We start from the raw sequence: 22,683 nt of genomic DNA on the forward strand, positions 1-22,683 counted from the left end.
ATCAAAAATGTACTATACAGTACATTATAATCTGATTATAAAATCAACCTGTAAATCGGCAGCATAAAATCCATCTCATTTTCCGGGAAAAAAACACGTTTATTCTCCCTTCCGGGATAAAAAAGAAAATAATTCTTATTTTTCAGCAAAATATCCCGTGATTTCTGACAGGAAAAAATAAGAAATCCGCGCGTTTTTACCTCATTTTTTGCGCCGTACTGACATAAAAACTCAGCACAAAACATCAACAAAGCGTAAAACAAAGGTCTTAAGCACTGAAATAATCCCCCGGAAAGATCACTCCCGAAGAAAAATAACCAAACCAACCCGTTGTTATCTCTGCTGTTATTGTCATGTGCTTATAAATTAATTTAATTAATTGATAAAGTTTTCTCTATAGTTTCCGATAACCAGTCATTTACTGAGTATCCGGAGGAATGATGCTTCTGCGCAGCATTAAAATCAGTACGAAACTCTTCGTGGCTTTTGGCTTTTCCATTCTGCTGATGGTCATCAGCGCCACACTGTCGGTTGTCAGCCTGAATAACGCCAATGACGGTATTCGCGATATCCTGGATGAGGATTATCCGATCACGGTAAAAGCAAACTTACTGATTGATTATTTTCATGATTTTGTCGGCATTCAGCAACTCCTGCTGCTGGATGATAAAAATCCTCAGATTCGTCAGCTGGCCGCCGGTGCTTCTGAAACCAGTAAAAAAATCACCCTGATTCTGGATGAATTTAATGAGACGCTGAAGGATGAGGCATCTCAGAACATCCTGAAAGAGATCCGCTCAGTCCGCCAGCAGTACCTCACCTCACAGCGCCGCATGGTTCAGTTTTCACAAAACGGAGATGAAGCCTCTGCAATCAATGAGATGGTGAATACCACCGCCGGTATTCAGCGCGCTTACCGCGACAATGTGATGCAGTTAATCGCCATTCAGGATACGCATATGAAAGAGGCGGGAAATCAGGTGGAAAGTAATTTCAAAACCAACCGCCTCCTGCTGATCGCTCTGACTATCATCAGTGCCATCATCAGTGCCGTACTGGCGCGGATTATTGTGGTCAGTATCACCCGTCCGCTGGATAAAGCCGTCACGCTTGCCCGCGCCATTGCACAGGGGGATCTGACACAGCAGGTCAATGTCACACATCATGATGAAACCGGGGTGCTGCTTAATGCCCTGGCTGAAATGCAGGTTCATTTGCAGGATATCGTAACAGAGGTGAAAAACGGTGCAGTCAGCCTGTCTGCCACCGCAGAGCAGATTGTTGCCGGTAACCAGAACCTGGCCGCCCGCACGGAAGAACAGGCCGCGTCAGTGGAGGAAACTGCCGCCTCAATGGAGCAGATCACCGCGACAGTGAAAAATACCGCCGCCAATACCCTTAAGGCAACCGCACTGTCGGCGGATACCGCCGGGGTGGTGAAACACAACGGCGAAATGATGGAGCAGGTGACGGATAAAATCCGTATGATCAACACGACGGCCACCCGGATGTCAGATATTATCAATCTGATTGATTCTATTGCGTTCCAGACCAATATTCTGGCGCTGAATGCCGCTGTGGAAGCCGCCAGAGCCGGTGAGCACGGACGCGGTTTTGCGGTGGTGGCCGGTGAAGTCCGCCTGCTGGCACAGCGCAGTGCCGATTCAGCCGGTGAGATCCGCACCCTGATTGAAAACTCTGCCGGTCAGACCCGCGAGGGGCTGCAACTGGTGGAGGAAGCCGCTGAATCACTGCGCGGTATTGTCAGTAACGTCAGCCAGATGGCTGATTTACTGCATGAGATAGGCCACGCCAGTCATGAACAGACTGACGGGATCACTCAGATCAACAGTGCTATCGGGCTGATTGATTCCGCTACCCAGCAGAATGCCACCCTGGTGGAACAGTCTGTTGCCGCAGCCTCCTCCCTGAATGAGCAGGCCGGTACACTCAATGAGATGGTTGGTGTCTTTCAGCTTGCCGGAACGCCGTCTTCAGTATCTTAATGATTAACGGGCAGATAACGGGCATGACTGCCCGTTATCACTGTTCCGGACGGCTGTCAGAGAAAACCGTACATGGCGGAAAAGAACCAGCCGCACACACAGGAAACCCCGACACCGATCAGTCCCGGCGCAATAAAGCTGTGGTTAATCACAAAGCGCCCGATTTTGGTGGTACCTGAGCGGTCGAACTGGATAGCCGCCAGGTCACTCGGGTAGGTCGGCAGAATATAGTAGCCGTAGCAGGCCGGTGCGGATGCCACAATATAAGCCGGATTGACCCCGATCATCAGCGCGAGCGGAACCACTGCCGCCAGAGCTGCCGCCTGCGAGTTGACAAACTTGGACACCAGCAGCAGCACCACTGCGTAAGCCCACGGATACTCTTTGACCAGCGATCCCAGCACACCCTCAATCTGCTCAAGGTGAGCACCGAACATGGTTTCCGCCATCCACGCGATACCGTAAACCGCCACAATCGCGATCATCCCCGAGCGGAATACTTCATTCTTCGAAATAGATGCCGGTTTGGTATCGGTAAAGATAATAATTAATGCCCCTGCCAGCAGCATAAAGATCTGAATCACCAAAACCATCGACAGCGGCTTGCCGTCAAAAACCGGCCGCAGCCACGAAAATGCCCCCAGTGATGCAACGACCGCGATAGAGGCCAGAAAGATCCACATTGCCAGCCAGTTACTGGCCGGTAATTTTTTATTGAGCAGGGTGGCGGTATCGCCGTAGACGTATTTCCGGTTCTCCGGTTTTGCGATAAATGACTGAAATTCCGGATCCTTATCCAGGTCTTTACCGCGATACCAGCTGAAGATACCGATGCACAGTATCCCGATCAGGGTGGATGGAATGGTGATCGCCAGCAGGTCAACAAAGCTCAGATGTTTGCCGTTGATGGTCACATCCCCCAGCATGGCGACCAGGGAGACCACCGCAACCGACACTGGGCTGGCGATTATCCCCATCTGGGAGCCTATTGTACTGGCCGCCATCGGCCTTTCCGGGCGGATATTATTTTTAATCGCGACATCATAAATGATAGGTAAGATGGTGTAGACGACGTGCCCGGTACCGCACAGAATAGTCAGCAGACAGGTCACAAACGGCGCCACAATCGAGACATATTTCGGGTTACGCCGCAGCAGACGTTCTGCTATCTGAAGCATCACATCCAGTCCCCCGGAAGCCTGCAGCGTAGCCGATGCCGCCACGACCGCAATAATCACCAGCATCACATCCACCGGCGGCTTTCCGGGCTTTAAGTGGAAGACAAAAACCAGCACCACCAGGCCTATCCCGCCCAGCAAACCCAGGGCAATCCCGCCTTTACGCGCCCCGTAAAACAGACAGATCAATACCACGACAAGCTGGATAGCAAAATCCATAACTAACTCCTTTTAGGTACTTAAAAATCCGTGGGTCTGTATCACCTGGTTTCACTATAAAGCGCACAAAATAACAATTTTTTGATGTAAACAATAAAAACTGCCGGAAAACAGAACAGTTTTTCTATAACAGTGACGGGGGTAAAAAAATCGCCGGGGAGGTATTCAGGGGATGGATACAAACCGGTAACCAATACCGGTTTCGGTGATGAAATGCTGAGGACGAGCCGGATCCGTTTCCAGTTTCTGGCGCAGATGTCCCATGTAAATACGCAGGTAGTGGGCGTGTTCGACGGCATTCGGCCCCCACACTTCATTGAGCAGCTGCCGCTGAGTCAGTACTTTGCCGCTGTGGCCGATAAGAATGGTCAGCAGGCGGAATTCAATCGGTGTGAGATGCACTTCCTCCCCGCCTTTCCTGACCTGACGCCCGGCAATATCCACACAGATATCCCCGAACTCATAAACGGGATCATTTTTTTCACTGCCGGGATAGCGGCGCATCAGCACCCGCAGCCGCGCCTGTAACTCCCCGACACCAAAGGGTTTGGTCATATAGTCATCCGCCCCGGCATCCAGGGCGGCAATTTTGTCATGCTCACTGTCACGGGCGGAAAGCACCAGCACCGGCACGGAACTCCACTGACGGAATTCCTGCACAAAGGTGATGCCGTCACCGTCCGGCAGACCCAGATCAAGGATCACCAGATCCGGTTTGCGGGTCGCCGCTTCCACCAGCCCGCGAGCCAGGTCTTCCGCTTCAAACACACGCACAGAATCCCCTTCCAGCGCAGTGCGCAGAAGGCGGCGGATCCCTTTTTCATCTTCAATAATCAGTACAGTGGTCACAACGGGTTATCATCTTCATCAATCACGGGCGGGTCTTCACAGGGTAGACGGATATGGAAGCTTGCGCCACCCCCGTCACGGTTTCCGGCTAAAATAGTGCCGCCGTGCACTTCCGCAATCGCCCGGCAGATAGCCAGCCCGAGGCCGATCCCCGGAATGGCGGATTCTTTCTGGCCGCGCGAAAATTTCTCAAATATCTGTGCTTCCTGTCCGGCCGGGATGCCCGGGCCGTTATCCCACACTTCAATATCAATCATATTGTCCGACAACCGCGAGCGGATGCCAATCTGCGCCTGCGGCCCGGCGTATTTTATCGCGTTTTCCAGCAGATTGATCAACACCCGTTCAAACAGCGGGCCATCCGCGCAAATCAGCTGCATCGGGTCATTGAGGTCAATCTGCACCGAATCCGTATCAAAACGCGGTTTCAGCATTTGCAGGGCACTGCCGATCACCTCTTCCAGCGGTAGCCACTCTTTATTGAGATTAAAGCCGCCGGACTGGATCCGCGCCATATCCAGCAGGTTATTGACCAGCCGCGTGGTGCTGAGGATATGCTGGCGGATCTCATTGGCCTGCGCGGCATACGGTGAACCTTCGCTGGTCAGATCCAGCGTCAGGATCTCCGCCTGACCAAACAGTACAGTCAGCGGCGTGCGCAGATCATGGGACAGCGCCGCCAGCAGCGAGTTGCGCACCTGCTCGCGTTCACTGACCAGCCGCGACTGCGCCTCGCGTTCTGTCAGCGTGCGGCGTTCCAGCGCCCCCGCTGCCAGCAGGATCAGGGTTTCCAGCAGCCGCTGCTGTTCGGGGATCAGCAGCTGACGGCGGTTATACGGCTCCACAATCACCACGCCGTATACTTTTTCTGTCGTGCAGACCGGCAGGATCTGATACGGCACACCGGGCAGAGTACCGGTGCCGAACCCGGCGGGCTGGCCTTTGTCATAACTCCAGCGGATGATGGCATCGTCACGGCCGTTATCCGCCACCCCGCCCCCTGCCGGGATCAGGTTACCCTGCTCATCCGGCAGCAGCATTTCACAGCGGGCATGCAGGCTGTGGCTGATAAAGTGGCAACTGACAGAGGCAATATCATCAGATTCCCGCGCCACCGCCAGCGCTTTCGACATTTCATACAGATGCCAGGTGCGCTGCTCGCGGTAACGTGCCACCCTGGCCTGATAGCGGACACCGGCAGTCAGGCTGCCGATCACCAGCCCGACGGTCATCATCACCGCGAAGGTGAGCAGATACTGCATATCCGAAACGGCCAGCGTGCCTTTCGGGTTGATAAGAAAGATATCAAAGCTGATAACGTTAATAATGGTGGCAAACACAGAAGGCCAGCGCCCGTAAAACCGCGCCACCACCACCACGCCCAGGATATAGAGCATTACCAGGTTGGCGTTATCAAAGGCCATCAGCCAGTGATGCGCCATAAGGGTAGTGACGGCGCAAATCAGTGCCGCGACAACACAACCCTGTAAATCGGTTTTGTGTTTATCCAGGAACGGCCGGTTGTCGCTGAATTTCTCACGGTTTTCCGGCTGCCGGTCCTGCGGGGCGATCATCACCACATCCAGATCAGCGGCACTGCGGCTGAGCTGTTCCTGTAATTTGTCGCGCCGCCACCAGGATGTCCGCTCATGGCGGACAATCATAATTTTGCCGAGGTTATTTTCACGCGCATAGCGGATCACCGCGCGGCTCTCTTCCGGCTCCGCCAGCGTTGCCGTGGTGGCCCCCAGTTGCTGCGCCAGCGACAGGGTGGTGAGGATAGTACGCCGCTGCGGTGACGGCAGCTTATGCCGTGCGGGGGTTTCGACAAAAATGGCATGCCAGTCACTGCCGAGCCGTGCCGCCAGCCGGGCTGCGGCACGCACCAGTTTTTCATTGCCGCCGTCCGGACGCAGACAGACCAGAATCGCATCCCGGGTGTGCCAGACTTTCTCCTGACCTTTCCGCTCCCGCCAGGCACGCATTTGTTCATCGACACGGTCAGTGGTCCGCCGCAGCGCCAGTTCACGCAGTGCCAGCAGATTGCCTTTGCGGAAAAAGTGCTCGATCGCCCGCTCCGCCTGAGCAGGGAGATACACTTTTCCCTCACGCAGTCTGTCGAGCAGGTCGTCCGGCGTTAAATCCACCAGTACGATTTCATCGGCGGCATCAAACACCGGGTCCGGTACGGTTTCGCGCACACGAACACCGGTCACGCCGCCGACAATGTCGTTCAGGCTTTCCAGGTGCTGCACATTGATGGTGGTGAGGACATCGATCCCGGCATTGAGCAGCTCTTCCACATCCTGCCAGCGTTTCGGGTGGCGGGCGCCGGGGATGTTGGTGTGCGCCAGTTCGTCCATCAGGATCACCGCCGGATGGATCGCCAGCGCGCGGTCGAGATCAAACCCCGCCACCTGCCGCCCCCGGTAGTTATGCTTTTTCAGCGGCAGGATGCGCAGCCCTTCCAGCAAGGCAGCGGTTTCACTGCGGCCGTGGGTTTCCACCACCCCGGCCAGCACATCAATGCCCTGCTCACGCAGCCGCTGCGCCTCTTTCAGCATGGCGTAGGTTTTCCCGACACCCGCACAGGCACCGAAGAAAATCTTCAGTTTCCCGCGCGGGCGCTCTGTGACCTGTGCCAGTAACTGGTCAGGATCGGGACGCAGTGGCTCATCATACATAATGCTGTCCTTCCGTTAGTTCAGGCTGGTTTTGTCCGCCGCATGTGCATCCAGCGCCAGATTCAGTGCCAGCACATTCACGACCGGCACACCGGTAAACGCAGGCACCGGAGTGGTGATATGTTCGCGGATCAGTTTCTCCACCTCCGCCTGTGTCATATTACGCGCTTTGGCCACCCGCGCGGCCTGCCAGTAAGCGGCATCCGGAGAGATATCCGGATCCAGCCCGCTGGCAGAGGCGGTCACCAGGTCAACCGGCACCGGGCGGGAAGCATCCGGGTTTTCCGCCCTTAATGTTTCTGCCCGCTGCGCCACCCGCTGTAACAGTTCCGGGTTGCCGGTGCTCAGGTTGCTGCCGCCGGAACTCAGGGCGTTATACGGATGCTCTGCTGTTTCTGACGGGCGTCCGTGAAAATAACCGGGCTGTGTGAACTGCTGGCCGATCAGCGCCGAGCCTTTGACTTCGTTATTCACTTCAATCAGTGAGCCGTTGGCCTGGCGGGCAAACCACCACTCCCCGAGCGAGGTGGTCAGCAGAGGATAAAATACCCCTGTTACCAGTGCCAGAACCAGAAATATTATGATTGCGGGACGTATCTGACTCATTGTTTATCCTTATACTAACCCTGTCAGGGTCAGTAACATATCTATCAATTTTATACCGATAAACGGTACAACCAGGCCACCCAGTCCGTAGATCCACAGATTACGGCGTAACATCTGTGCGGCGCTCAGGGCATGGTACGGCACCCCTTTCAGCGCCAGCGGGATCAGAAAGACAATAATCAGGGCGTTGAAGATAACCGCACTTAACATGGCGGAATCCGGCGAGTGCAGACGCATGATATTGAGTGCATCCAGCTGCGGATAGGTCACCGCAAACGCCGCCGGGATAATGGCAAAATACTTGGCGATATCATTGGAGATACTGAACGTGGTCAGCGAGCCGCGTGTCATCAGCATCTGTTTACCGATATGCACCACCTCAATCAGCTTGGTCGGGTTGGAGTCCAGATCGACCATATTCCCCGCCTCTTTCGCCGCCTGGGTGCCCGAGTTCATCGCCACCGCGACATCCGCCTGTGCCAGAGCCGGGGCATCATTGGTGCCGTCGCCGGTCATTGCCACCAGCCGCCCTTCTTTCTGATACTGACGGATCAGCGCCAGTTTGGCTTCCGGTGTAGCTTCTGCCAGGAAATCATCCACCCCGGCTTCGGCAGCAATGGCAGCGGCGGTCAGCCGGTTATCCCCCGTGATCATCACGGTTTTGATCCCCATCTGGCGCAGTTGTGCAAAGCGTTCGCGGATCCCGCCTTTTACGATATCTTTCAGGGCGATCACCCCGAGTACACGATGTTCTTCGGCCACTACCAGCGGGGTTCCGCCGCTGCGTGCAACCTCTTCCACCAGTTTGTCGACCTGTGCCGGAAAATGACCGTGGTTAGCCTCAATATAGCGGCGGATAGCATCGACGGAACCTTTACGGATAGTGCGCCCGTCCACATTGATGCCGCTCATGCGGGTCTGGGCGGTAAACGGGATAAAAGTCGCATTCAGGCTTTCCAGATCACGCGCCCGCAGGCTGAAACGCTGTTTTGCCAGCACCACGATACTGCGTCCTTCCGGGGTTTCATCCGCCAGTGATGACAACTGAGCTGCATCTGCCAGCGTTCTTTCATCCACACCGGGTGCAGCCAGGAAAGCAGAGGCCTGGCGGTTACCCAGTGTGATGGTGCCGGTTTTGTCCAGCAACAGCACGTCCACATCCCCGGCAGCTTCCACTGCACGGCCGCTGGTGGCGATGACATTGGCGGCCAGCATACGGCTCATCCCTGCCACACCAATAGCTGAAAGCAGGCCGCTGATGGTAGTCGGGATCAGACAGACCAGCAGGGCAATCATCACTGTCAGAGTGACCGGATGGCCGGTATAGGCGGTAAACGGCCAGAGTGTCGCCACCGCCAGCAGGAACACAATACTCAGTGCGGCCAGCAGGATGGTCAGGGCAATCTCATTCGGCGTTTTGCTGCGTTTCGCACCTTCGACCATGCTGATCATGCGGTCAAGGAAGCTGTCACCCGGGTTGGCACTGCACTCAATAATCAGCCAGTCGGACAGAATCCGGGTACCGCCGGTAACAGAAGCAAAATCGCCGCCGGATTCGCGGATCACCGGCGCGGATTCACCGGTAATGGCGCTCTCATCCACAGATGCACCGCCTTCCAGCACGGTACCGTCACACGGGATCAGATCCCCTGCTTCCACCAGTACCAAATCCCCTTTGCGCAGGGTATCAGCGGAGACCATATCAAAACCGCTGTCGCGCTGTGCCGCATGCAGACGCCGTGCGCGGCTGGTTTTTTTCATTCCTTTCAGGCTGTCGGCCTGCGCTTTGCTGCGCCCTTCCGCCAGCGCTTCGGCGAAGTTGGCAAACAGCACGGTAAACCACAGCCACAGGGCGACGGTGAGGGTAAATCCGCCGTTACCGCTGATAAATCCGCTGAACATCCCGGCGGCCAGCAGTGTGGTCAGCAGGCTGCCGCACCAGACAATAAACATCACCGGGTTCTGCCACTGCACTACCGGCGAGAGCTTGCGGAATGCATCCGGCAGTGCGCGGCGCACCAGTGCGGGTTCAAATAATCGCTGTGTCTGACGACTCATGGTGTTCTCCCGTCAATCACTTAAGTAAATCAAGAAATTCCGCCACCGGCCCCAGTGCCAGTGCAGGAACAAAGGTCAGTGCGCCGATCAGCAATATTGCGGCGATCAGCAGCCCGGTAAACAGCGGCCCGGTTGTCGGCAGTGTGCCTGCCCCGGCGGTCCGGATGGTTTTGCTGACCAGCGAGCCTGCCAGCATCATCACCAGCGCAATCACCACGAAGCGGCCCGCGAGCATGCAGAATGCCAGCAGCAGGTTCCAGAACGGGGTGTTGGTACTCAGCCCGGCAAAGGCACTGCCGTTATTGTTTGAAGCGGATGAGAGGGCATACAGCACTTCACTGAAGCCGTGAGCGCCCGGATTGAGCATCGCGCCGCGTCCGGCCTCCGTCATCATAGCCAGCGCCGTGCCGCCGAGAACCAGCGCCGGGGTGACCAGAATCGCCAGCGCGGTCAGTTTCATCTCCCGCACCTCGATTTTTTTGCTGAGGTATTCCGGCGTGCGGCCAATCATCAGTCCGGCGATAAAAACGGCGAGGAAAACAAACAGCATCATTCCGTAGAAACCGGCACCCACACCGCCGAAGATCACTTCACCGATCTGCATCAGCCACAGCGGCACAAGACCGCCCAGCGGAGTCAGGGAGTCATGCATACTGTTTACCGCACCACAGGAGGCGGCGGTGGTCACGGCCACAAACAGCCCGGTGGCAAGGATACCGAAGCGGCTCTCTTTCCCTTCCATATTGAAGGTGCTGTCGATCCCCATCCCCGCAAAAGCCGGATTACCGTGAGTTTCGCTCCACATCACCGCCACAGCGGCGGCAACAAAGACAATGGTCATCGCGGCCAGCAGTGCACTGCCCTGGCCCGGGTTACCGGCACAGCGCCCGAATGCAAAACAGAGTGCCGCCGGGATCAGGAAAATCGCCAGCATCTGCACAAAGTTGGTCAGTGCGGTCGGGTTTTCAAACGGATGCGCTGAGTTGGCACCGAAGAAGCCGCCGCCGTTGGTACCGAGCAGTTTAATCGCTTCCTGGGAGGCCACAGGCCCCATCGGCAGCACCTGCTGCACGCCTTCCGGGGTGATAATGGTCTGGTAGTCATGGAAGTTCTGAATCACGCCCTGCGAAATAAAGAACAGCGCAATAATCACGGAGAGCGGCAGCAGCAGCCACAGCGTGATGCGGGTCAGATCCGCCCACGCATTGCCGAGTGTCTGCACAGAACGGCGGCACAGAGCGCGGATCAGGGCAAACGCCACAGCAATACCGGTGGCGGCAGACAGGAAGTTCTGTACTGTCAGTCCGGCCATCTGACTGAAATAGCTGACTGCGGATTCTCCGCTGTAAGACTGCCAGTTGGTATTAGTGACAAAACTGACCGCTGTATTCAGCGCCAGATCCCATGACATCCCCGGGAAGTGACGCGGATTGAGCGGTAAATCCGCCTGCAGCATCAGGATCGCCGTCAGGAAAATCAGTCCCAGCGCATTAAACAGCAGCAGTGCTGTCAGATATCCCTGCCAGCGCATCTCGTCGCGGCCAATCCCCGCAAAGCGCCACAGCACACCTTCCACACGGCGCAGAACCGGCAGCGGTGTACCGTCAATAAAGCAGACCAGCAGGTTACTGAGCAGTTTTGCCGCAATCAGCAAAACAATCAGAAACCCGGCGATAAGTAAAAAGGCATTCGCGGCCATCAGAATTTCTCCGCATTAATCAGGGCATAAAGGAGGTATGCCAGCAGCAGTAATGTACCGGCGATGCCTGCAATAAGAGCCAGACTCATAACTTGTCCTTACATGTGTGAGGTATTCATCATTGAGTCTAGAAAAGCGGGTGCAAAGATGTCGCAAAATTCGGCGGGAAAGGTATAAAAAAAGTATAAAAATGCGGGTTTCCGTAAACCCGCCCTGTTATCAAAGATCCAGATGGAAAAACTGATTATGTTCACCGGTCTGATAATCACCAAACGCCGATCCGGCCTGAAAACCGCAGCGCCGGTACAGTGCCAGTGCCGGTTCAAAATCCGGATGGCAGCCGGTCTCCAGGCTCAGGCACGTCATGCCGCTCTGTTTTGCCTGTGCAATAATATGTAGCAACAGCAGTTTACCCGCTCCTTTGCCGCGAAAATCCGGGTGAGCCCGCATTGATTTTATTTCTCCCTGTGCGGCGGAAATTTGTTTCAGCGCCCCGACCGCTGCGATACGGTCACCGGCCCATACACTCCAGACACGGATGTTATCCGCCCGCAGGCCGCTTTTATCCAGGGCATAAACATGTTCCTGCGGTGTATTCTGTGCCATTCCCTGTAAATGCAGAGTAATCAGTGCGCCGGTTTGTGGTGAGGATAAATCATCCGTTTTTATTACAAAATCATATTCAGTCATCAGTGCCTCTTATCGCTGCAAACGGGAAAGCCCCGGCTGTCAGTTATCATTGCTGCAATAATCATTCCGCTTTTGCTGCCCGCCGGATCCGCCGGTTTCCGTTGCGGAAAATACCGCCCTGCACCATTGCAGTGCACCATCAGAGAGCATCCGCCCATAAATACGTAGTCCCGGACTGATTTACCCGGACTTATCCGCCCCTTACACTGATCACGTTCAGGGCGTAATATCCGCAGGAAAATCAATAACAGGATGTGTAATAAAAACCGCTATAACCGCAGGACTCCTGTTTGCTGTACTGTTTGCCGCCGCCCCGCTTCAGGCAAAACAGGCAGCAATACAGCAGACCGAAGCCAGAGCACTGAGCGGCAATATTACCGCGCAGATAACGCTGGCCGATACCTTCCGCACAAAACAGGATATTGTGCAGGCCAAATACTGGTACCGGAAAGCGGCGGAACAGAACAATCCTTATGCCCAGAATGAGCCGGGAAAACTGATCCTGCTCAGCAATCACTCCGTGACAGCATTACAGGAAGCCAGAGTCTGGTTCGAGAAAGCCGCATCACAGAATCAGCCGGATGCGCTTTATCAGCCGGGGGTGATGTATTATCGCGGAAAAGGTTGTGAACGCGGTGATTGCGCCATTGCCCGGAGTTTTTATGAGAGAGCGGCAGCACAGTCACACGGCTCCGCTCAGTTTTACCTCGCGATGATGTATCTCCGGGGACACGGCGTGGCGCAGGATTACGAAAAAGGTGTGGCACTGATGAAAGCCTCCTGTGAAAACGGTGAGCCGGAAGCCTGCCCGTGGGTCAGAAATCTGACAGAAAATGAGGACAAATTCCGTCAGATTTTTTCCGGAAAACCGTCATCCGATCAGCCGCCCAGATAGGCACTCCTGACCGCTTCATTCACCAGCAGTGCCTGACCGGTATCCTCCAGTACGACCCGCCCGTTTTCAAGCACATAACCTCTGTCTGCCAGTTTCAGCGCCTGGTTGGCATTCTGTTCGACCAGGAAGATAGTCATACCCACATCACGCAGTTCACGGATGGTATCGAAAATCTGCATGATGATAATCGGCGCCAGCCCGAGGGACGGTTCATCCAGCAGTAACAGCTGAGGGCTGCTCATCAGCGCACGGCCGATAGCCAGCATCTGCTGTTCACCGCCGGACATTGTTCCCGCCCGCTGATGACGCCGCTCCTGAAGCCTAGGGAAAAGCTCATATACCTGAGCAATCCGTGCCTGATACTGCGTTTTGGATGCAAAAAATCCGCCCATGGCCAGATTCTCTTCCACCGTCATCCGCCCGAACACGCGCCGCCCTTCCGGCACCAGTGCAATGTCTTTGCGCATGATCTGCGCCGTCGGCAGTGCAGTGATGTTTTCCCCGAGATAGCGGATCTCGCCGGTGGTCGCCCGCGGTTCCCCGCACAGCGTGCTCAGCAGTGTGGTTTTCCCCGCACCGTTCGCGCCGATCAGAGTGACTATTTCCCCTTTGCGCACCGACAGGCTGACTTCATGCAGTGCCTGAATTTTGCCGTACTGCGCGGAGACATTTATAAATTCCAGCATCAGTATGCCTCCCCCAAATACGCGCGGATCACATCCGGATGATTGCGGATCGCCGCCGGGGTGCCGCTTGCCAGCGGCGTTCCCTGGTTCACCACATAGATCCGGTCTGAAATTCCCATCACCAGTTTCATATCATGTTCGATCAGCAGGACAGACACGCCGTGCTCCGCCCGCAGTTCCGCGATCAGTGCATCCAGATCGTCCGTTTCTTTCGGGTTCAGCCCGGCCGCCGGTTCATCCAGCATCAGAATATCCGGCCGGGTCACCATACAGCGGGCGATTTCCAGCCGCCGCTGCTGACCGTACGCCAGATTACCTGCCTGCCGGTTCGCCAGTGCCGTCAGCCCGATTCTGTCCAGCCACATCACCGCGCGTTCCGTGGCTTCACGCTGATCACGGCGGAACGAGGGCAGCGTCAGCAGCCCGGCGAGTAATCCGCTTTTATGATGCTGATGCTGTGCCACCAGCAGGTTTTCAATCACCGTCATTTCCCGGAATAAACGTACATGCTGGAAAGTGCGGATCATGCCGAGACGGGCAATCGCCTGTCCGGATAATCCCTGCACCGGTTTTCCGCGCAGCAGGATCTGCCCGTCCGCCGGTTTGTAGAAGCCGGTCAGACAGTTGAAGATCGTGGTTTTTCCCGCGCCGTTGGGTCCGATCAGAGAGACTATCTCGCCCCGGTTCAGTTCCAGCGACACATTGTTCACCGCCAGCAACCCGCCGAAACGCATGGTCAGGCCGGAGACCTGCAATAAGGTATCGGTCATTGCGCACCTCCGGTTTTTTCCGCATCCGTTGTGCTGACTTTCAGGTGCGGGCGCGACACCGGCAGTAATCCCTGCGGCCGCCAGACCATCATCAGCACCATCAGCGCCCCGAGCAACAGCATGCTGTAAGCATTCAGATCGCGCATCATTTCCCGGGAAACCACCAGGATAACGGCGGCCAGAATCACCGAGGTTTGTGAGCCCATCCCTCCCAGCACCACAACAGCCAGCACAAAGGCTGATTCCGTAAAGGTAAAGGATTCCGGGCTGATAAAGCCCTGACGGGCGGCAAATAAAGTGCCCGCCACCCCGGCAAAGGCGGCACTGATGGTAAATGCCGTCAGTTTGATACGTGTCGGGCTGAGTCCCAGCGAACGGCAGGCGATTTCATCCTCACGCAGCGCTTCCCAGGCCCTGCCCAGCGGCATCCTCAGTAACCGGCTGATAATAAACAGTGTTGCCAGTACCAGCAGCAATGCGACCAAATACAGGAAAATAATACGATCGCCCGGATCATACGCCAGGCCGAAGAAATTATGGAACGTATCCCAGCCGCCCTCTTTGGCGGTCCGGCTGAACTCCAGCCCGAACAGGGTCGGTTTCGGGATCTGACTGATGCCGTTCGGCCCGCCGGTAAACTCCGTATTATTCAGCAGCAGAATACGGACAATTTCCCCGAAACCGAGCGTCACAATCGCCAGATAATCCCCGCGCAACCGCAGCACCGGGAAGCCGAGCAGCAGCCCGGACAGCGCCGCGGCAATACCGGCCAGCGGCAGACTCTGCCAGAACCCCCAGCCGAAATAGTGGTTCATCAGCCCGTAAGTGTAGGCACCGATGGCGTAGAATCCGGCGTAGCCCAGCACCAGAAGGCCGGACAGCCCGACCACCACATTCAGCCCGAGGCCGAGCATCACATAGATAAGGGTTAAGGTGGCGATATCCACACTGCCGCGTGACACCATAAACGGCCAGATAATGGCAGCGAGAATAATCAGCCCGGCAATAATTTTCTGCGTATTGGTGGAACCGTCAAAACCCGGCAATGAGCAGCTGCTTTTCGGCAGACGCGCCGTCAGTTTTTTCAGTGACGGGCGCACCAGCTGAAAAATAAAGACAATCACACAGCCGGTACCGATCCACTCCCAGCGGACAGCATCGGCGTTGCGGACAATCAGACGGGTGCCATCGAGGGACAATTGCAGCCCCATCATCACGGAGGCCAGCACAAACAGCGTTGCGGTGGCGACAATGGCGTTGATCCAGTGAGATTTAGTCATACCTTTTCAACCTCCGGACGCCCGAGGATCCCGGTCGGCATCACCAGTAACACAAGGATAAGCAAGCCGAATGAAACCACATCTTTATATTCCGTACTGAAATAGGCGGAGGTCATGGCTTCTGATACGCCGAGGATCACCCCGCCGATCATCGCCCCCGGAATACTGCCGATCCCGCCGAGAACCGCTGCGGTAAAGGCTTTCATCCCGGCCATAAAGCCGATGTACGGGTTGATCACGCCGTAAAACTGCCCCAGCAGCACCCCGGCCACCGCCGCCATCGCCGCACCGATCACAAAGGTCAGTGCAATCACGCGATCGGTGTTGATCCCGAGTAAACCGGCCATTTTCAGATCTTCCGCACAGGCACGGCAGGCGCGTCCCATCCGTGAGTAACGGATAAAGAGGGTCAGCGCCAGCATTGCCAGCACCGTCACCACCCAGATAGTGATCTGCATGGCAGAAACCGTGGCGGAGAAACCACCGCTCTCCCCGAAGGTCCAGCGGCCGTTAATCAGCCCGGGCAGCGCGAGATCGCGGGAGCCCTGGGAAAGACTGACAAAGTTTTGCAGAAAAATGGACATCCCGATCGCCGAAATCAGGGCAATCAGCCGTTTTGAGTGACGGACGGGCCGGTAAGCGACCCGTTCGATACTCCAGCCATAGGCACTGGCAATAATTATCGCTGTAATAAATGCAGCGGTAATTAACAACCAGCCGACATCAATCCCCAGCATCATCAGCCCGGCAATCACAATAAACGAGACGTAACTGCCGATCATATACACTTCGCCGTGGGCAAAGTTAATCATACCGATAATGCCGTACACCATGGTGTAACCGATGGCGATCAGGGCATAGGTGCTTCCCAGCGTTAATCCGTTCAGCAATTGCTGCGTAAAATATAATAATTGTTCTGACATAGCGCACTCCCCTGAAACACACTGCCCGCATCAGTCACCGCTGCGGATCAGTTCAGCGGTGATGAGGTTCCGTCTTTGTGCCATTCAAATACGCCGAACTCGAAACCTTTCAGATCCCCGTTTGGTGTCCAGCTCAGTTCGCCCATTACGGTGTCAACCGGTTTGCCTTTCAGATCAGCGGCCAGATCCGCTGGTTCCATGCTGCCGCTGCGCTGCATCGCGGTAGTCAGGGACTGTAATGCCGCATAGGTTGTCCAGACGAACGGCCCGGTGGAATCCAGTTTCTTCGCCGCCAGGGCATCCACCACCGGTTTGTTGGCAGGAACCTGGTCATAGCGTTTCGGCAGCGTCACCAGCATGCCTTCGGATGCGTCACCGGCAATGTTGGAGAGTGAGGAGTTACCCACGCCTTCCGGTCCCATAAAGCGGATATTCAGCCCCGCCTGTTTTGCCTGGCGTAAAATCTGTCCCATTTCCGGGTAGTAGCCGCCGAAATAGACAAAATCGACATTATCTTTCTTCAGGCGCGCCACCAGCGCGGAGAAATCTTTATCACCCGCCGTCACCCCTTCAAACAGCACTTCTTTCACCCCGGCTTTGTTCAGATTGTCTTTCACGGAACGCGCCAGGCCTTCACCGTACTGCTGTTTGTCATGCACCACGGCAATGCGCTGCGGTTTCACTTTTTCGAGGATATATTTTGCTGCGGTCGGGCCCTGGTCAGAATCCAGGCCGGTGGTACGCATGATCAGGTTGTAACCGCGCGTGGTTAAATCCGCATTGGTTGCCGCCGGGGTGATCATCAGGATCCCTTCATCCTCATAAATATCTGACGCAGGTTGTGTGGAGGAGGAGCAGAGGTGCCCGATCACATAGCGCATGCCGTCATTGATAACTTTGTTGGCCACCGCCACCGCCTGTTTCGGGTCACAGGCGTCATCGTATTCGGTGATCACCAGTTTATTGCCGTTAATCCCGCCTTTGGCGTTGATGTCCTCAACCGCCTGGCGGGCTCCGGTAAATTCCATATCACCGTATTGTGCGACCGGTCCGGACATAGCGCCCACCACCGCAACTTTAATATCTTCAGCGTACGCCGCTGCACTTAATGCACAGGATACAGCTCCGGCAATGATTGCCATTTTCATTGTTTTTTTCATCAGAACATCCCCATCGGTTAGCTTTGCAGTGACCGGACGGTCAGCATGTGCGGTATTTTCGGAATTCCGTTATAATGAGTCGTATTACATTAATTAATTCTTTATTTTCAGTTCATTAAACAGGATTTTTATTCTGAAAAGCAAATCAGAAAAGGAGATTATTGCATCATTAACAGGATAATATCCGGTTGCAATCGGGTGTTTTTTCGGCAAAAAACAGTGTTATAAACTGGTTAATGATTCGTTAAGGATAACTTAATGCGGAAATTCACCGCCGGAAAAATAGTTTTCCCCACTATTCCGATAGCAATTATCTCTCTTTATTATTAGATTCATCCGGCGAAGTATTAACCCGTTATCTGATTCAGTTTACTGATTGATTTATCCTGATCCGGGTTTTCTGTTCACTATGACTGATGGAATGGTCCGCGACATGAATAAACTAACGGGCATGCTCCTGCTCACTTTTACGCTGCCGCTGACCGCTGCGGCCGCCCCCCGGCCGCTGTGATGATGCGGCACAGGATATTAACCGGCAAAATACATTTATTATTACCGGCGCGAAATATTACGGGCCGGTAAAATAAATCACTATCACGTCTTACCACCCGATGGGGCTTATCCTGTGGGTGAAAGAAAAACTGCACTTCGGTCCGTGCAGCAATCTGACACAATATGATTATGAATACCGGGAAATGGCGATAGAAGAAGGTCAGGTGCCGATTACGATTACGCAAACCACGCAGATCGTGCCGGAAAAACCGGATCGTCAGCCTGACAGAATCCTATAAAACAATACCGGATAACCAATCCCGGCAATCAGAAACCCGCTACCGCTATCAGAATAACCGGCTGGTTTCGCCTACACCTGCTATAAATGGGATCTGTACGGAAACTGTGAATTACAAACCATGATCAAGGCCATTCAGCTGGAAGGCTCCGCCGCCATTCAAAGCAGCGGGATCACGCCGGAATCCCGCTACGAATATTACTGATTTATCCTATTTTCATCGCCAGTACAGCAGCGATATTGCGGGCGGCCACTTCAATATTAACCGCCGCCTGTGCCAGTGCCTCATCCAGAGAGCAAATCCGCGGGATCACGGAGAACACGGCATCAATACCGTGCTCATGCACGACCGCATAGTCCTCGCTCATCCCGCCTGCCAGCGCAATAACCGGAATTCCCCGCGCTTTTGCGGCTTTCGCCACACCCGCCGGGGTTTTTCCCTGAATCGTCTGGCTGTCCATCCGTCCTTCCCCGGTGATCACCAGGTCGGCATCTTTCACCACTGAATTCAGATCCAGTGTTTCGATCACCATCTCAATTCCCGGCTGCATCCGCGCATCAAGCCATGCCATCAAAGGAACGCCCATGCCGCCGGCTGCTCCGGCCCCCGCGACATCACTCAGTGATTTACCGGTCAGGGATTCAATCACTTCCCCGTAATGACGCAGCGCCGCATCCAGCTCGCTGACAATCGCCGGTGTCGCGCCTTTCTGCGGCCCGAAGGTGGCGGATGCTCCTTTCGGCCCGCACAGCGGATTATTCACATCACAGGCCACCACAAACTCTGTTTTCGCCAGACGCGGATCCAGCCCGGATAGATCCGCGGAAGCCAGTTTTGCCAGCGCACTGCCGCCGAACGGCAGTGAATTCCCCTGTTCATCGCGGAATACCACCCCCAGCGCCTGCATCATCCCGGCACCACCGTCATTGGTGGCACTGCCGCCGATGCCGAGGATTATTTTCTCCGCACCGTCATCCAGTGCTGCCAGGATAAGTTCCCCGGTGCCGAAGGTGGTGGTCACACGCGGATCCCGCTGTGCAGGAGGTACCAGATGTAACCCGGAAGCTGCGGCCATCTCAATAATGGCCGTTTTACCGTCACCGGACAGCCCGTAAAACCCGGTCACTTTATTCCCCAGCGGGGCCGTAACTTCGGTTTCTTTCAGTGTTCCCTGTGTGGCTTCAATAATGGAGACCACTGTGCCCTCGCCACCGTCCGCCATCGGCAACTTGATGTACTGCGCATCCGGGAAAACGGTTCTGAAACCCGCTTCCACCGCATCGGCGACCTGAAGGGCGGTCAGACTCTCTTTAAATGAATCCGGAGCAATCACTATTTTCATACTTAATTCCTTTTACCCGCCAAACCCGAAGACACCGAAAATCAGTGTGGAGACAATAGCGATCACCAGACCCACCATGGTTTCGTAAGGCAGTAATTTCAGACGCTCATGAACCTGCATATTGACACTGCCGCCGGTCGCATGGAAGAAGCTGCCGTGCGGCATCTGGTCGAGCACCACCGCACCGGCGTGGATCATCGCCGCCCCGGCCAGCGCACTCACACCCAGATCAAGCAGCGTGGAGCTGAATACCGCAGACGCCACCGCCGTACCTGCTGTGGTGGACGCGGTTGCCATTGACATCAGTGCCCCGGAAATCGGTGCCAGCAGATAGGATGGCAGACCGGACGCCGTCAGGCCGTTAATTAACACATCTTTCAGGCCGGAGTTGGCGATAATCCCCGCCAGGGTTCCGGTCCCCAGCAGCATAATCGCCACCGGTGCCATCCGGCTCAGCCCGGAGGTAATAAAGTGGTTGGACTGACGGATACGCCCCATAATCAGCGCACCGGCCAGGCCGCCGACTGGCAGCGCGATCAGCGGGTCAATGCTGATACCGGCGATCGGACGCAGTGACAGCAGAAAAATAGCTACCAGCGGTGCACTCATCGCTGCCCAAAATCCCGGCAATCTGCCGTCATGGTGAGCCGCAATCAGCTCTTCCTGTGTCACTTTTGAACCACGGTGAACCAGACGTTTCGCCAGAAAATATGCCACGATCAGCCCGAAAATACCCGGGATAATCCCCGCCGCCATCAGTGATGTCAGCGGCACGTTAAAGTTATCTGCCGCCGCAATGGTGTTCGGGTTCGGTGACATCACGTTACCCGCTTTACCGCCGCCGATCATCGCCAGCAGAATCGCCATTTTGGACAGATCCGCGCGGTGCGCAATCGCCAGTGCAATCGGTGAAACCGTAATAACCGCTACGTCGATAAACACACCGACGGCTGTCAGTAACAGAGTGGCTACCGCCAGCGCCAGCAGCGCCCGCTTCTCACCCACTTTGCGGACAATGGTTTCCGCAATAGTATTTGCCGCACCGGACTCAATCAGTACCCCCGCCAGCACACCCGCCGCCAGAATACGCAGCACCGCGTTAGTGATCCCCTGGGCACCGGTCACCATCAGTGTCACCGTCTGCACCAGATCCGCGCCGCCGACCAATCCTCCGGCCAGTGCCCCCGCCATCATCCCGTATACCGGCGGTACTTTTTTCAGTATTAACCCTATCGCCACGACCAGCGCAACCATTGCGCCCAAAGCTGAAACAGTCACCATGTGCAGACTCCTGCTGTAGTTATGATTATTCGGACAGAACAGGATGCATTATGGCGGCAGCCATCAGCTTAAGCTTGAGAGGTTCCGACAAAAAAGAACGGGCTGAAACCGCGTATTTTGTACAAACGTACAAATCACAGATCAGTCAGAATACCGAAATAAAGCTGAATCATTGATTCTAATCTATTGATATTTAAGCCAGTAATCGATTCAACACGCTGAAGGCGGTAACGGAGGGTATTTGTGTGAATATGCAGCGTTTTTGTGGTTTGAGACAGATCACAATTCTGATCAAAATAGGTCTTCAGGGTATGACACAACACACGGCGGCTGTCCGCCGCTTTCAGTTTCTGCCAGGCAGAAGCCAGTTCAGCGGCCTGCCAGCTATCCTGAAATCCCTGTAACAGCGCGGGTAATTTGACTTCATCATAAAAAATGGTTTTCTGGCGGCTGTACGCCGGGGTCTGCCCCAGTTGCTGCACAGCGCAGGCACTCTGCCAGGAGCGGTGCAGGCCATTGTGTCCGTGAAAAAAACCGCCGACATACATCAGCAGATCCGGCAGCTGGCGGCGCAGTGCCTGTAACTGCTTCTGCACCGGAGAGAGCGGCTGAAAATCCGCATCACAGGCCACCGGTTTCAGTACCACCAGGGAATTTATTCCCCGGATACTGACCAGCAGATCCATTTTCAGATTATCAATATAGTCCACCAGACGGTGAAACTGCTCGTGATCAGGCGCTGGCAGTGCGAGGATCAGGGCAATACGGGGTTTATCGGGGGAGATCCCGAGATAGGCGGCGATGGATTTTACTGACTGCGGCTGCTGCTCCGGGCTTATCAGCTGGCTGACCAGCTCATCACGGTAACGGCGATCCCACTGGGATTTCTCCAGCAGATCGGCCTGCTCCAGCACCAGCTCCGCCGCCATGCGCACCAGTTCGGCGTAGTTGCGCACTTCATCCGGTTTGCCGGAAATCCCGACCACACCCACCATGGTATCGCGGAAAATCACCGGCAGATTAATGCCCGGTTTCACGCCTTTCAGCGTGGCAGCGGTGGCTTCATCAATTTCCACAATCCGGTTTTCTGTCAGCGCCAGCACCGCGCCCTCGTGACGCTGATTGACCCGCTGCGGGTCACCGGACGCAATAATCACTCCCTGCGCATTCATCACATTCACGGAGTAACTGAGGATTTGCATCGCCCGCTGAACAATCAGCCGAGCAGTGCGCTGATCAAGCTGAACCGGTGTCATATCAGGACGGATTCTGTGCCTGGCGTGCTGCCGCAATGGCAGACTCAATGGCTTTTCTGGCCAGCGGACTGTTGCGCCAGCAGGTGGAGCCGGTGAGTGCCGCACCGGCACTCAGCAGGGATTGGGCATCTGCGGCAGCAAGCTGATTAAGATCAGAAAAACCCATTTGTTCAAGGCGTTCGATAACTTTCGTGCCCACGCCCTTTACCGCCAGTAAAACTGCCTTGTCTTCAGACGAAAAAGCCATAATATCCCCGTCAGTGATTATCAGAAAATACTATGGCTACCATAACAGATTGCGGCGGAAACG

Annotated in this window: 20 protein-coding genes; 3 read left to right on the forward strand and 17 right to left on the reverse strand. The window is 55.4% G+C overall.

Annotated elements, in window-relative coordinates:
• The first annotated feature begins 440 nt into the window (after nt 1–440).
• On the forward strand, nt 441–2,006 hold the full coding sequence (locus tag GN208_RS03395) for a methyl-accepting chemotaxis protein (RefSeq protein ID WP_015422981.1): 1,566 nt from the start codon (nt 441–443) through the stop codon (nt 2,004–2,006).
• 56 nt (nt 2,007–2,062) lie between these two features.
• Here GN208_RS03395 and GN208_RS03400 read toward each other — a convergent pair whose 3' ends face one another.
• The 8 genes from GN208_RS03400 to GN208_RS03435 form a co-directional block, all read right to left on the reverse strand.
• On the reverse strand, nt 2,063–3,403 hold the full coding sequence (locus GN208_RS03400; RefSeq protein WP_004236271.1) for an anaerobic C4-dicarboxylate transporter: 1,341 nt from the start codon (nt 3,401–3,403) through the stop codon (nt 2,063–2,065).
• A 165-nt stretch (nt 3,404–3,568) separates the two neighbouring features.
• Nucleotides 3,569–4,252, reverse strand: a complete 684-nt coding sequence (gene kdpE / locus GN208_RS03405) for a two-component system response regulator KdpE (protein ID WP_004240553.1) — start codon at nt 4,250–4,252, stop codon at nt 3,569–3,571.
• Nucleotides 4,249–6,936 carry a two-component system sensor histidine kinase KdpD gene (gene kdpD, locus GN208_RS03410; RefSeq protein ID WP_004236268.1) on the reverse strand — a complete coding sequence of 896 codons (2,688 nt, stop codon included), beginning with the start codon at nt 6,934–6,936 and terminating at the stop codon, nt 4,249–4,251. The genes kdpE and kdpD overlap by 4 nt, the downstream gene beginning before the upstream one ends.
• Before the next feature lie 15 nt (nt 6,937–6,951).
• Nucleotides 6,952–7,542 (reverse strand): potassium-transporting ATPase subunit KdpC, encoded by a 591-nt coding sequence (gene kdpC / locus GN208_RS03415; RefSeq protein WP_004236267.1) that lies wholly within the window; start codon nt 7,540–7,542, stop codon nt 6,952–6,954.
• A gap of 9 nt (nt 7,543–7,551) precedes the next feature.
• Nucleotides 7,552–9,600, reverse strand: a complete 2,049-nt coding sequence (kdpB, locus tag GN208_RS03420) for a potassium-transporting ATPase subunit KdpB (RefSeq protein WP_004236266.1) — start codon at nt 9,598–9,600, stop codon at nt 7,552–7,554.
• Between the two features lie 16 nt (nt 9,601–9,616).
• The gene (gene kdpA / locus GN208_RS03425; RefSeq protein ID WP_004236265.1) at nt 9,617–11,299 is read right to left on the reverse strand and encodes a potassium-transporting ATPase subunit KdpA; all 1,683 of its coding nucleotides are present in this window, start codon (nt 11,297–11,299) and stop codon (nt 9,617–9,619) included.
• A complete protein-coding gene (gene kdpF / locus GN208_RS03430; protein ID WP_015422983.1) occupies nt 11,299–11,388 on the reverse strand; it encodes a K(+)-transporting ATPase subunit F in 90 nt (29 codons plus the stop codon). Before kdpF ends, kdpA begins: the two co-directional genes overlap by 1 nt.
• A 130-nt stretch (nt 11,389–11,518) precedes the next feature.
• Nucleotides 11,519–11,989: a GNAT family N-acetyltransferase gene (locus GN208_RS03435; RefSeq protein WP_004236264.1), complete on the reverse strand. Its 471-nt coding sequence runs from the start codon at nt 11,987–11,989 to the stop codon at nt 11,519–11,521.
• 391 nt (nt 11,990–12,380) lie between these two features.
• Here GN208_RS03435 and GN208_RS03440 point away from each other — a divergent pair, with 391 nt between their 5' ends.
• Nucleotides 12,381–12,884, forward strand: a complete 504-nt coding sequence (locus tag GN208_RS03440; protein WP_247718816.1) for a tetratricopeptide repeat protein — start codon at nt 12,381–12,383, stop codon at nt 12,882–12,884.
• Here the strand turns inward: GN208_RS03440 and livF are convergent.
• The 5 genes from livF to GN208_RS03465 are packed head-to-tail and all read right to left on the reverse strand — an operon-like array spanning nt 12,869 to nt 17,703.
• Nucleotides 12,869–13,570 (reverse strand): high-affinity branched-chain amino acid ABC transporter ATP-binding protein LivF, encoded by a 702-nt coding sequence (livF, locus tag GN208_RS03445; protein ID WP_004236262.1) that lies wholly within the window; start codon nt 13,568–13,570, stop codon nt 12,869–12,871. The genes GN208_RS03440 and livF overlap by 16 nt on opposite strands.
• On the reverse strand, nt 13,570–14,340 hold the full coding sequence (livG, locus tag GN208_RS03450) for a high-affinity branched-chain amino acid ABC transporter ATP-binding protein LivG (protein ID WP_004236261.1): 771 nt from the start codon (nt 14,338–14,340) through the stop codon (nt 13,570–13,572). The genes livF and livG overlap by 1 nt, the downstream gene beginning before the upstream one ends.
• Nucleotides 14,337–15,620, reverse strand: a complete 1,284-nt coding sequence (locus GN208_RS03455; RefSeq protein ID WP_004236260.1) for a high-affinity branched-chain amino acid ABC transporter permease LivM — start codon at nt 15,618–15,620, stop codon at nt 14,337–14,339. Before GN208_RS03455 ends, livG begins: the two co-directional genes overlap by 4 nt.
• On the reverse strand, nt 15,617–16,543 hold the full coding sequence (gene livH, locus GN208_RS03460; RefSeq protein WP_004236259.1) for a high-affinity branched-chain amino acid ABC transporter permease LivH: 927 nt from the start codon (nt 16,541–16,543) through the stop codon (nt 15,617–15,619). The genes GN208_RS03455 and livH overlap by 4 nt, the downstream gene beginning before the upstream one ends.
• Nucleotides 16,544–16,590: 47 nt before the next feature.
• Nucleotides 16,591–17,703, reverse strand: a complete 1,113-nt coding sequence (locus GN208_RS03465; RefSeq protein WP_004236258.1) for a branched-chain amino acid ABC transporter substrate-binding protein — start codon at nt 17,701–17,703, stop codon at nt 16,591–16,593.
• A gap of 629 nt (nt 17,704–18,332) precedes the next feature.
• Between GN208_RS03465 and GN208_RS03470 the strand changes: the two genes are divergently transcribed.
• Nucleotides 18,333–18,494 (forward strand): hypothetical protein, encoded by a 162-nt coding sequence (locus GN208_RS03470; RefSeq protein WP_155275483.1) that lies wholly within the window; start codon nt 18,333–18,335, stop codon nt 18,492–18,494.
• Between the two features lie 205 nt (nt 18,495–18,699).
• Here GN208_RS03470 and GN208_RS03475 read toward each other — a convergent pair whose 3' ends face one another.
• The 4 genes from GN208_RS03475 to GN208_RS03490 all read right to left on the reverse strand — a co-directional run bounded on the left by GN208_RS03475 (nt 18,700) and on the right by GN208_RS03490 (nt 22,620).
• Nucleotides 18,700–19,836 carry a glycerate kinase gene (locus GN208_RS03475; RefSeq protein WP_004236256.1) on the reverse strand — a complete coding sequence of 379 codons (1,137 nt, stop codon included), beginning with the start codon at nt 19,834–19,836 and terminating at the stop codon, nt 18,700–18,702.
• A gap of 12 nt (nt 19,837–19,848) precedes the next feature.
• The gene (locus tag GN208_RS03480) at nt 19,849–21,117 is read right to left on the reverse strand and encodes an SLC13 family permease (RefSeq protein WP_004236255.1); all 1,269 of its coding nucleotides are present in this window, start codon (nt 21,115–21,117) and stop codon (nt 19,849–19,851) included.
• A 134-nt stretch (nt 21,118–21,251) separates the two neighbouring features.
• Entirely contained in the window at nt 21,252–22,373 is a 1,122-nt protein-coding gene (locus GN208_RS03485) for a sugar diacid recognition domain-containing protein (protein WP_004236254.1), read from the reverse strand.
• A gap of 1 nt (nt 22,374) precedes the next feature.
• A complete protein-coding gene (locus GN208_RS03490; RefSeq protein ID WP_004236253.1) occupies nt 22,375–22,620 on the reverse strand; it encodes a hypothetical protein in 246 nt (81 codons plus the stop codon).
• Nucleotides 22,621–22,683: the final 63 nt, after the last annotated feature.

It is taken from the genome of Morganella sp. HSTU-ASny43 (assembly GCF_022819185.1).
Classification (GTDB): Bacteria; Pseudomonadota; Gammaproteobacteria; order Enterobacterales; family Enterobacteriaceae; genus Morganella; species Morganella morganii.

Excerpts from the sequence above, each read along its gene's own strand:
- GN208_RS03435 (WP_004236264.1), bottom strand. The coding sequence starts at position 11,989 with ATGACTGAATATGATTTTGTAATAAAAACGGATGATTTATCCTCACCA.
- kdpC (WP_004236267.1), bottom strand. The coding sequence starts at position 7,542 with ATGAGTCAGATACGTCCCGCAATCATAATATTTCTGGTTCTGGCACTG.
- kdpB (WP_004236266.1), bottom strand. The coding sequence starts at position 9,600 with ATGAGTCGTCAGACACAGCGATTATTTGAACCCGCACTGGTGCGCCGC.
- GN208_RS03400 (WP_004236271.1), bottom strand. The coding sequence starts at position 3,403 with ATGGATTTTGCTATCCAGCTTGTCGTGGTATTGATCTGTCTGTTTTAC.
- GN208_RS03465 (WP_004236258.1), bottom strand. The coding sequence starts at position 17,703 with ATGAAAAAAACAATGAAAATGGCAATCATTGCCGGAGCTGTATCCTGT.
- livH (WP_004236259.1), bottom strand. The coding sequence starts at position 16,543 with ATGTCAGAACAATTATTATATTTTACGCAGCAATTGCTGAACGGATTA.
- GN208_RS03485 (WP_004236254.1), bottom strand. The coding sequence starts at position 22,373 with ATGACACCGGTTCAGCTTGATCAGCGCACTGCTCGGCTGATTGTTCAG.
- GN208_RS03480 (WP_004236255.1), bottom strand. The coding sequence starts at position 21,117 with ATGGTGACTGTTTCAGCTTTGGGCGCAATGGTTGCGCTGGTCGTGGCG.
- GN208_RS03490 (WP_004236253.1), bottom strand. The coding sequence starts at position 22,620 with ATGGCTTTTTCGTCTGAAGACAAGGCAGTTTTACTGGCGGTAAAGGGC.
- livF (WP_004236262.1), bottom strand. The coding sequence starts at position 13,570 with ATGCTGGAATTTATAAATGTCTCCGCGCAGTACGGCAAAATTCAGGCA.
- kdpA (WP_004236265.1), bottom strand. The coding sequence starts at position 11,299 with ATGGCCGCGAATGCCTTTTTACTTATCGCCGGGTTTCTGATTGTTTTG.
- GN208_RS03455 (WP_004236260.1), bottom strand. The coding sequence starts at position 15,620 with ATGACTAAATCTCACTGGATCAACGCCATTGTCGCCACCGCAACGCTG.
- GN208_RS03475 (WP_004236256.1), bottom strand. The coding sequence starts at position 19,836 with ATGAAAATAGTGATTGCTCCGGATTCATTTAAAGAGAGTCTGACCGCC.
- GN208_RS03395 (WP_015422981.1), top strand. The coding sequence starts at position 441 with ATGCTTCTGCGCAGCATTAAAATCAGTACGAAACTCTTCGTGGCTTTT.
- livG (WP_004236261.1), bottom strand. The coding sequence starts at position 14,340 with ATGACCGATACCTTATTGCAGGTCTCCGGCCTGACCATGCGTTTCGGC.
- kdpF (WP_015422983.1), bottom strand. The coding sequence starts at position 11,388 with ATGAGTCTGGCTCTTATTGCAGGCATCGCCGGTACATTACTGCTGCTG.
- kdpD (WP_004236268.1), bottom strand. The coding sequence starts at position 6,936 with ATGTATGATGAGCCACTGCGTCCCGATCCTGACCAGTTACTGGCACAG.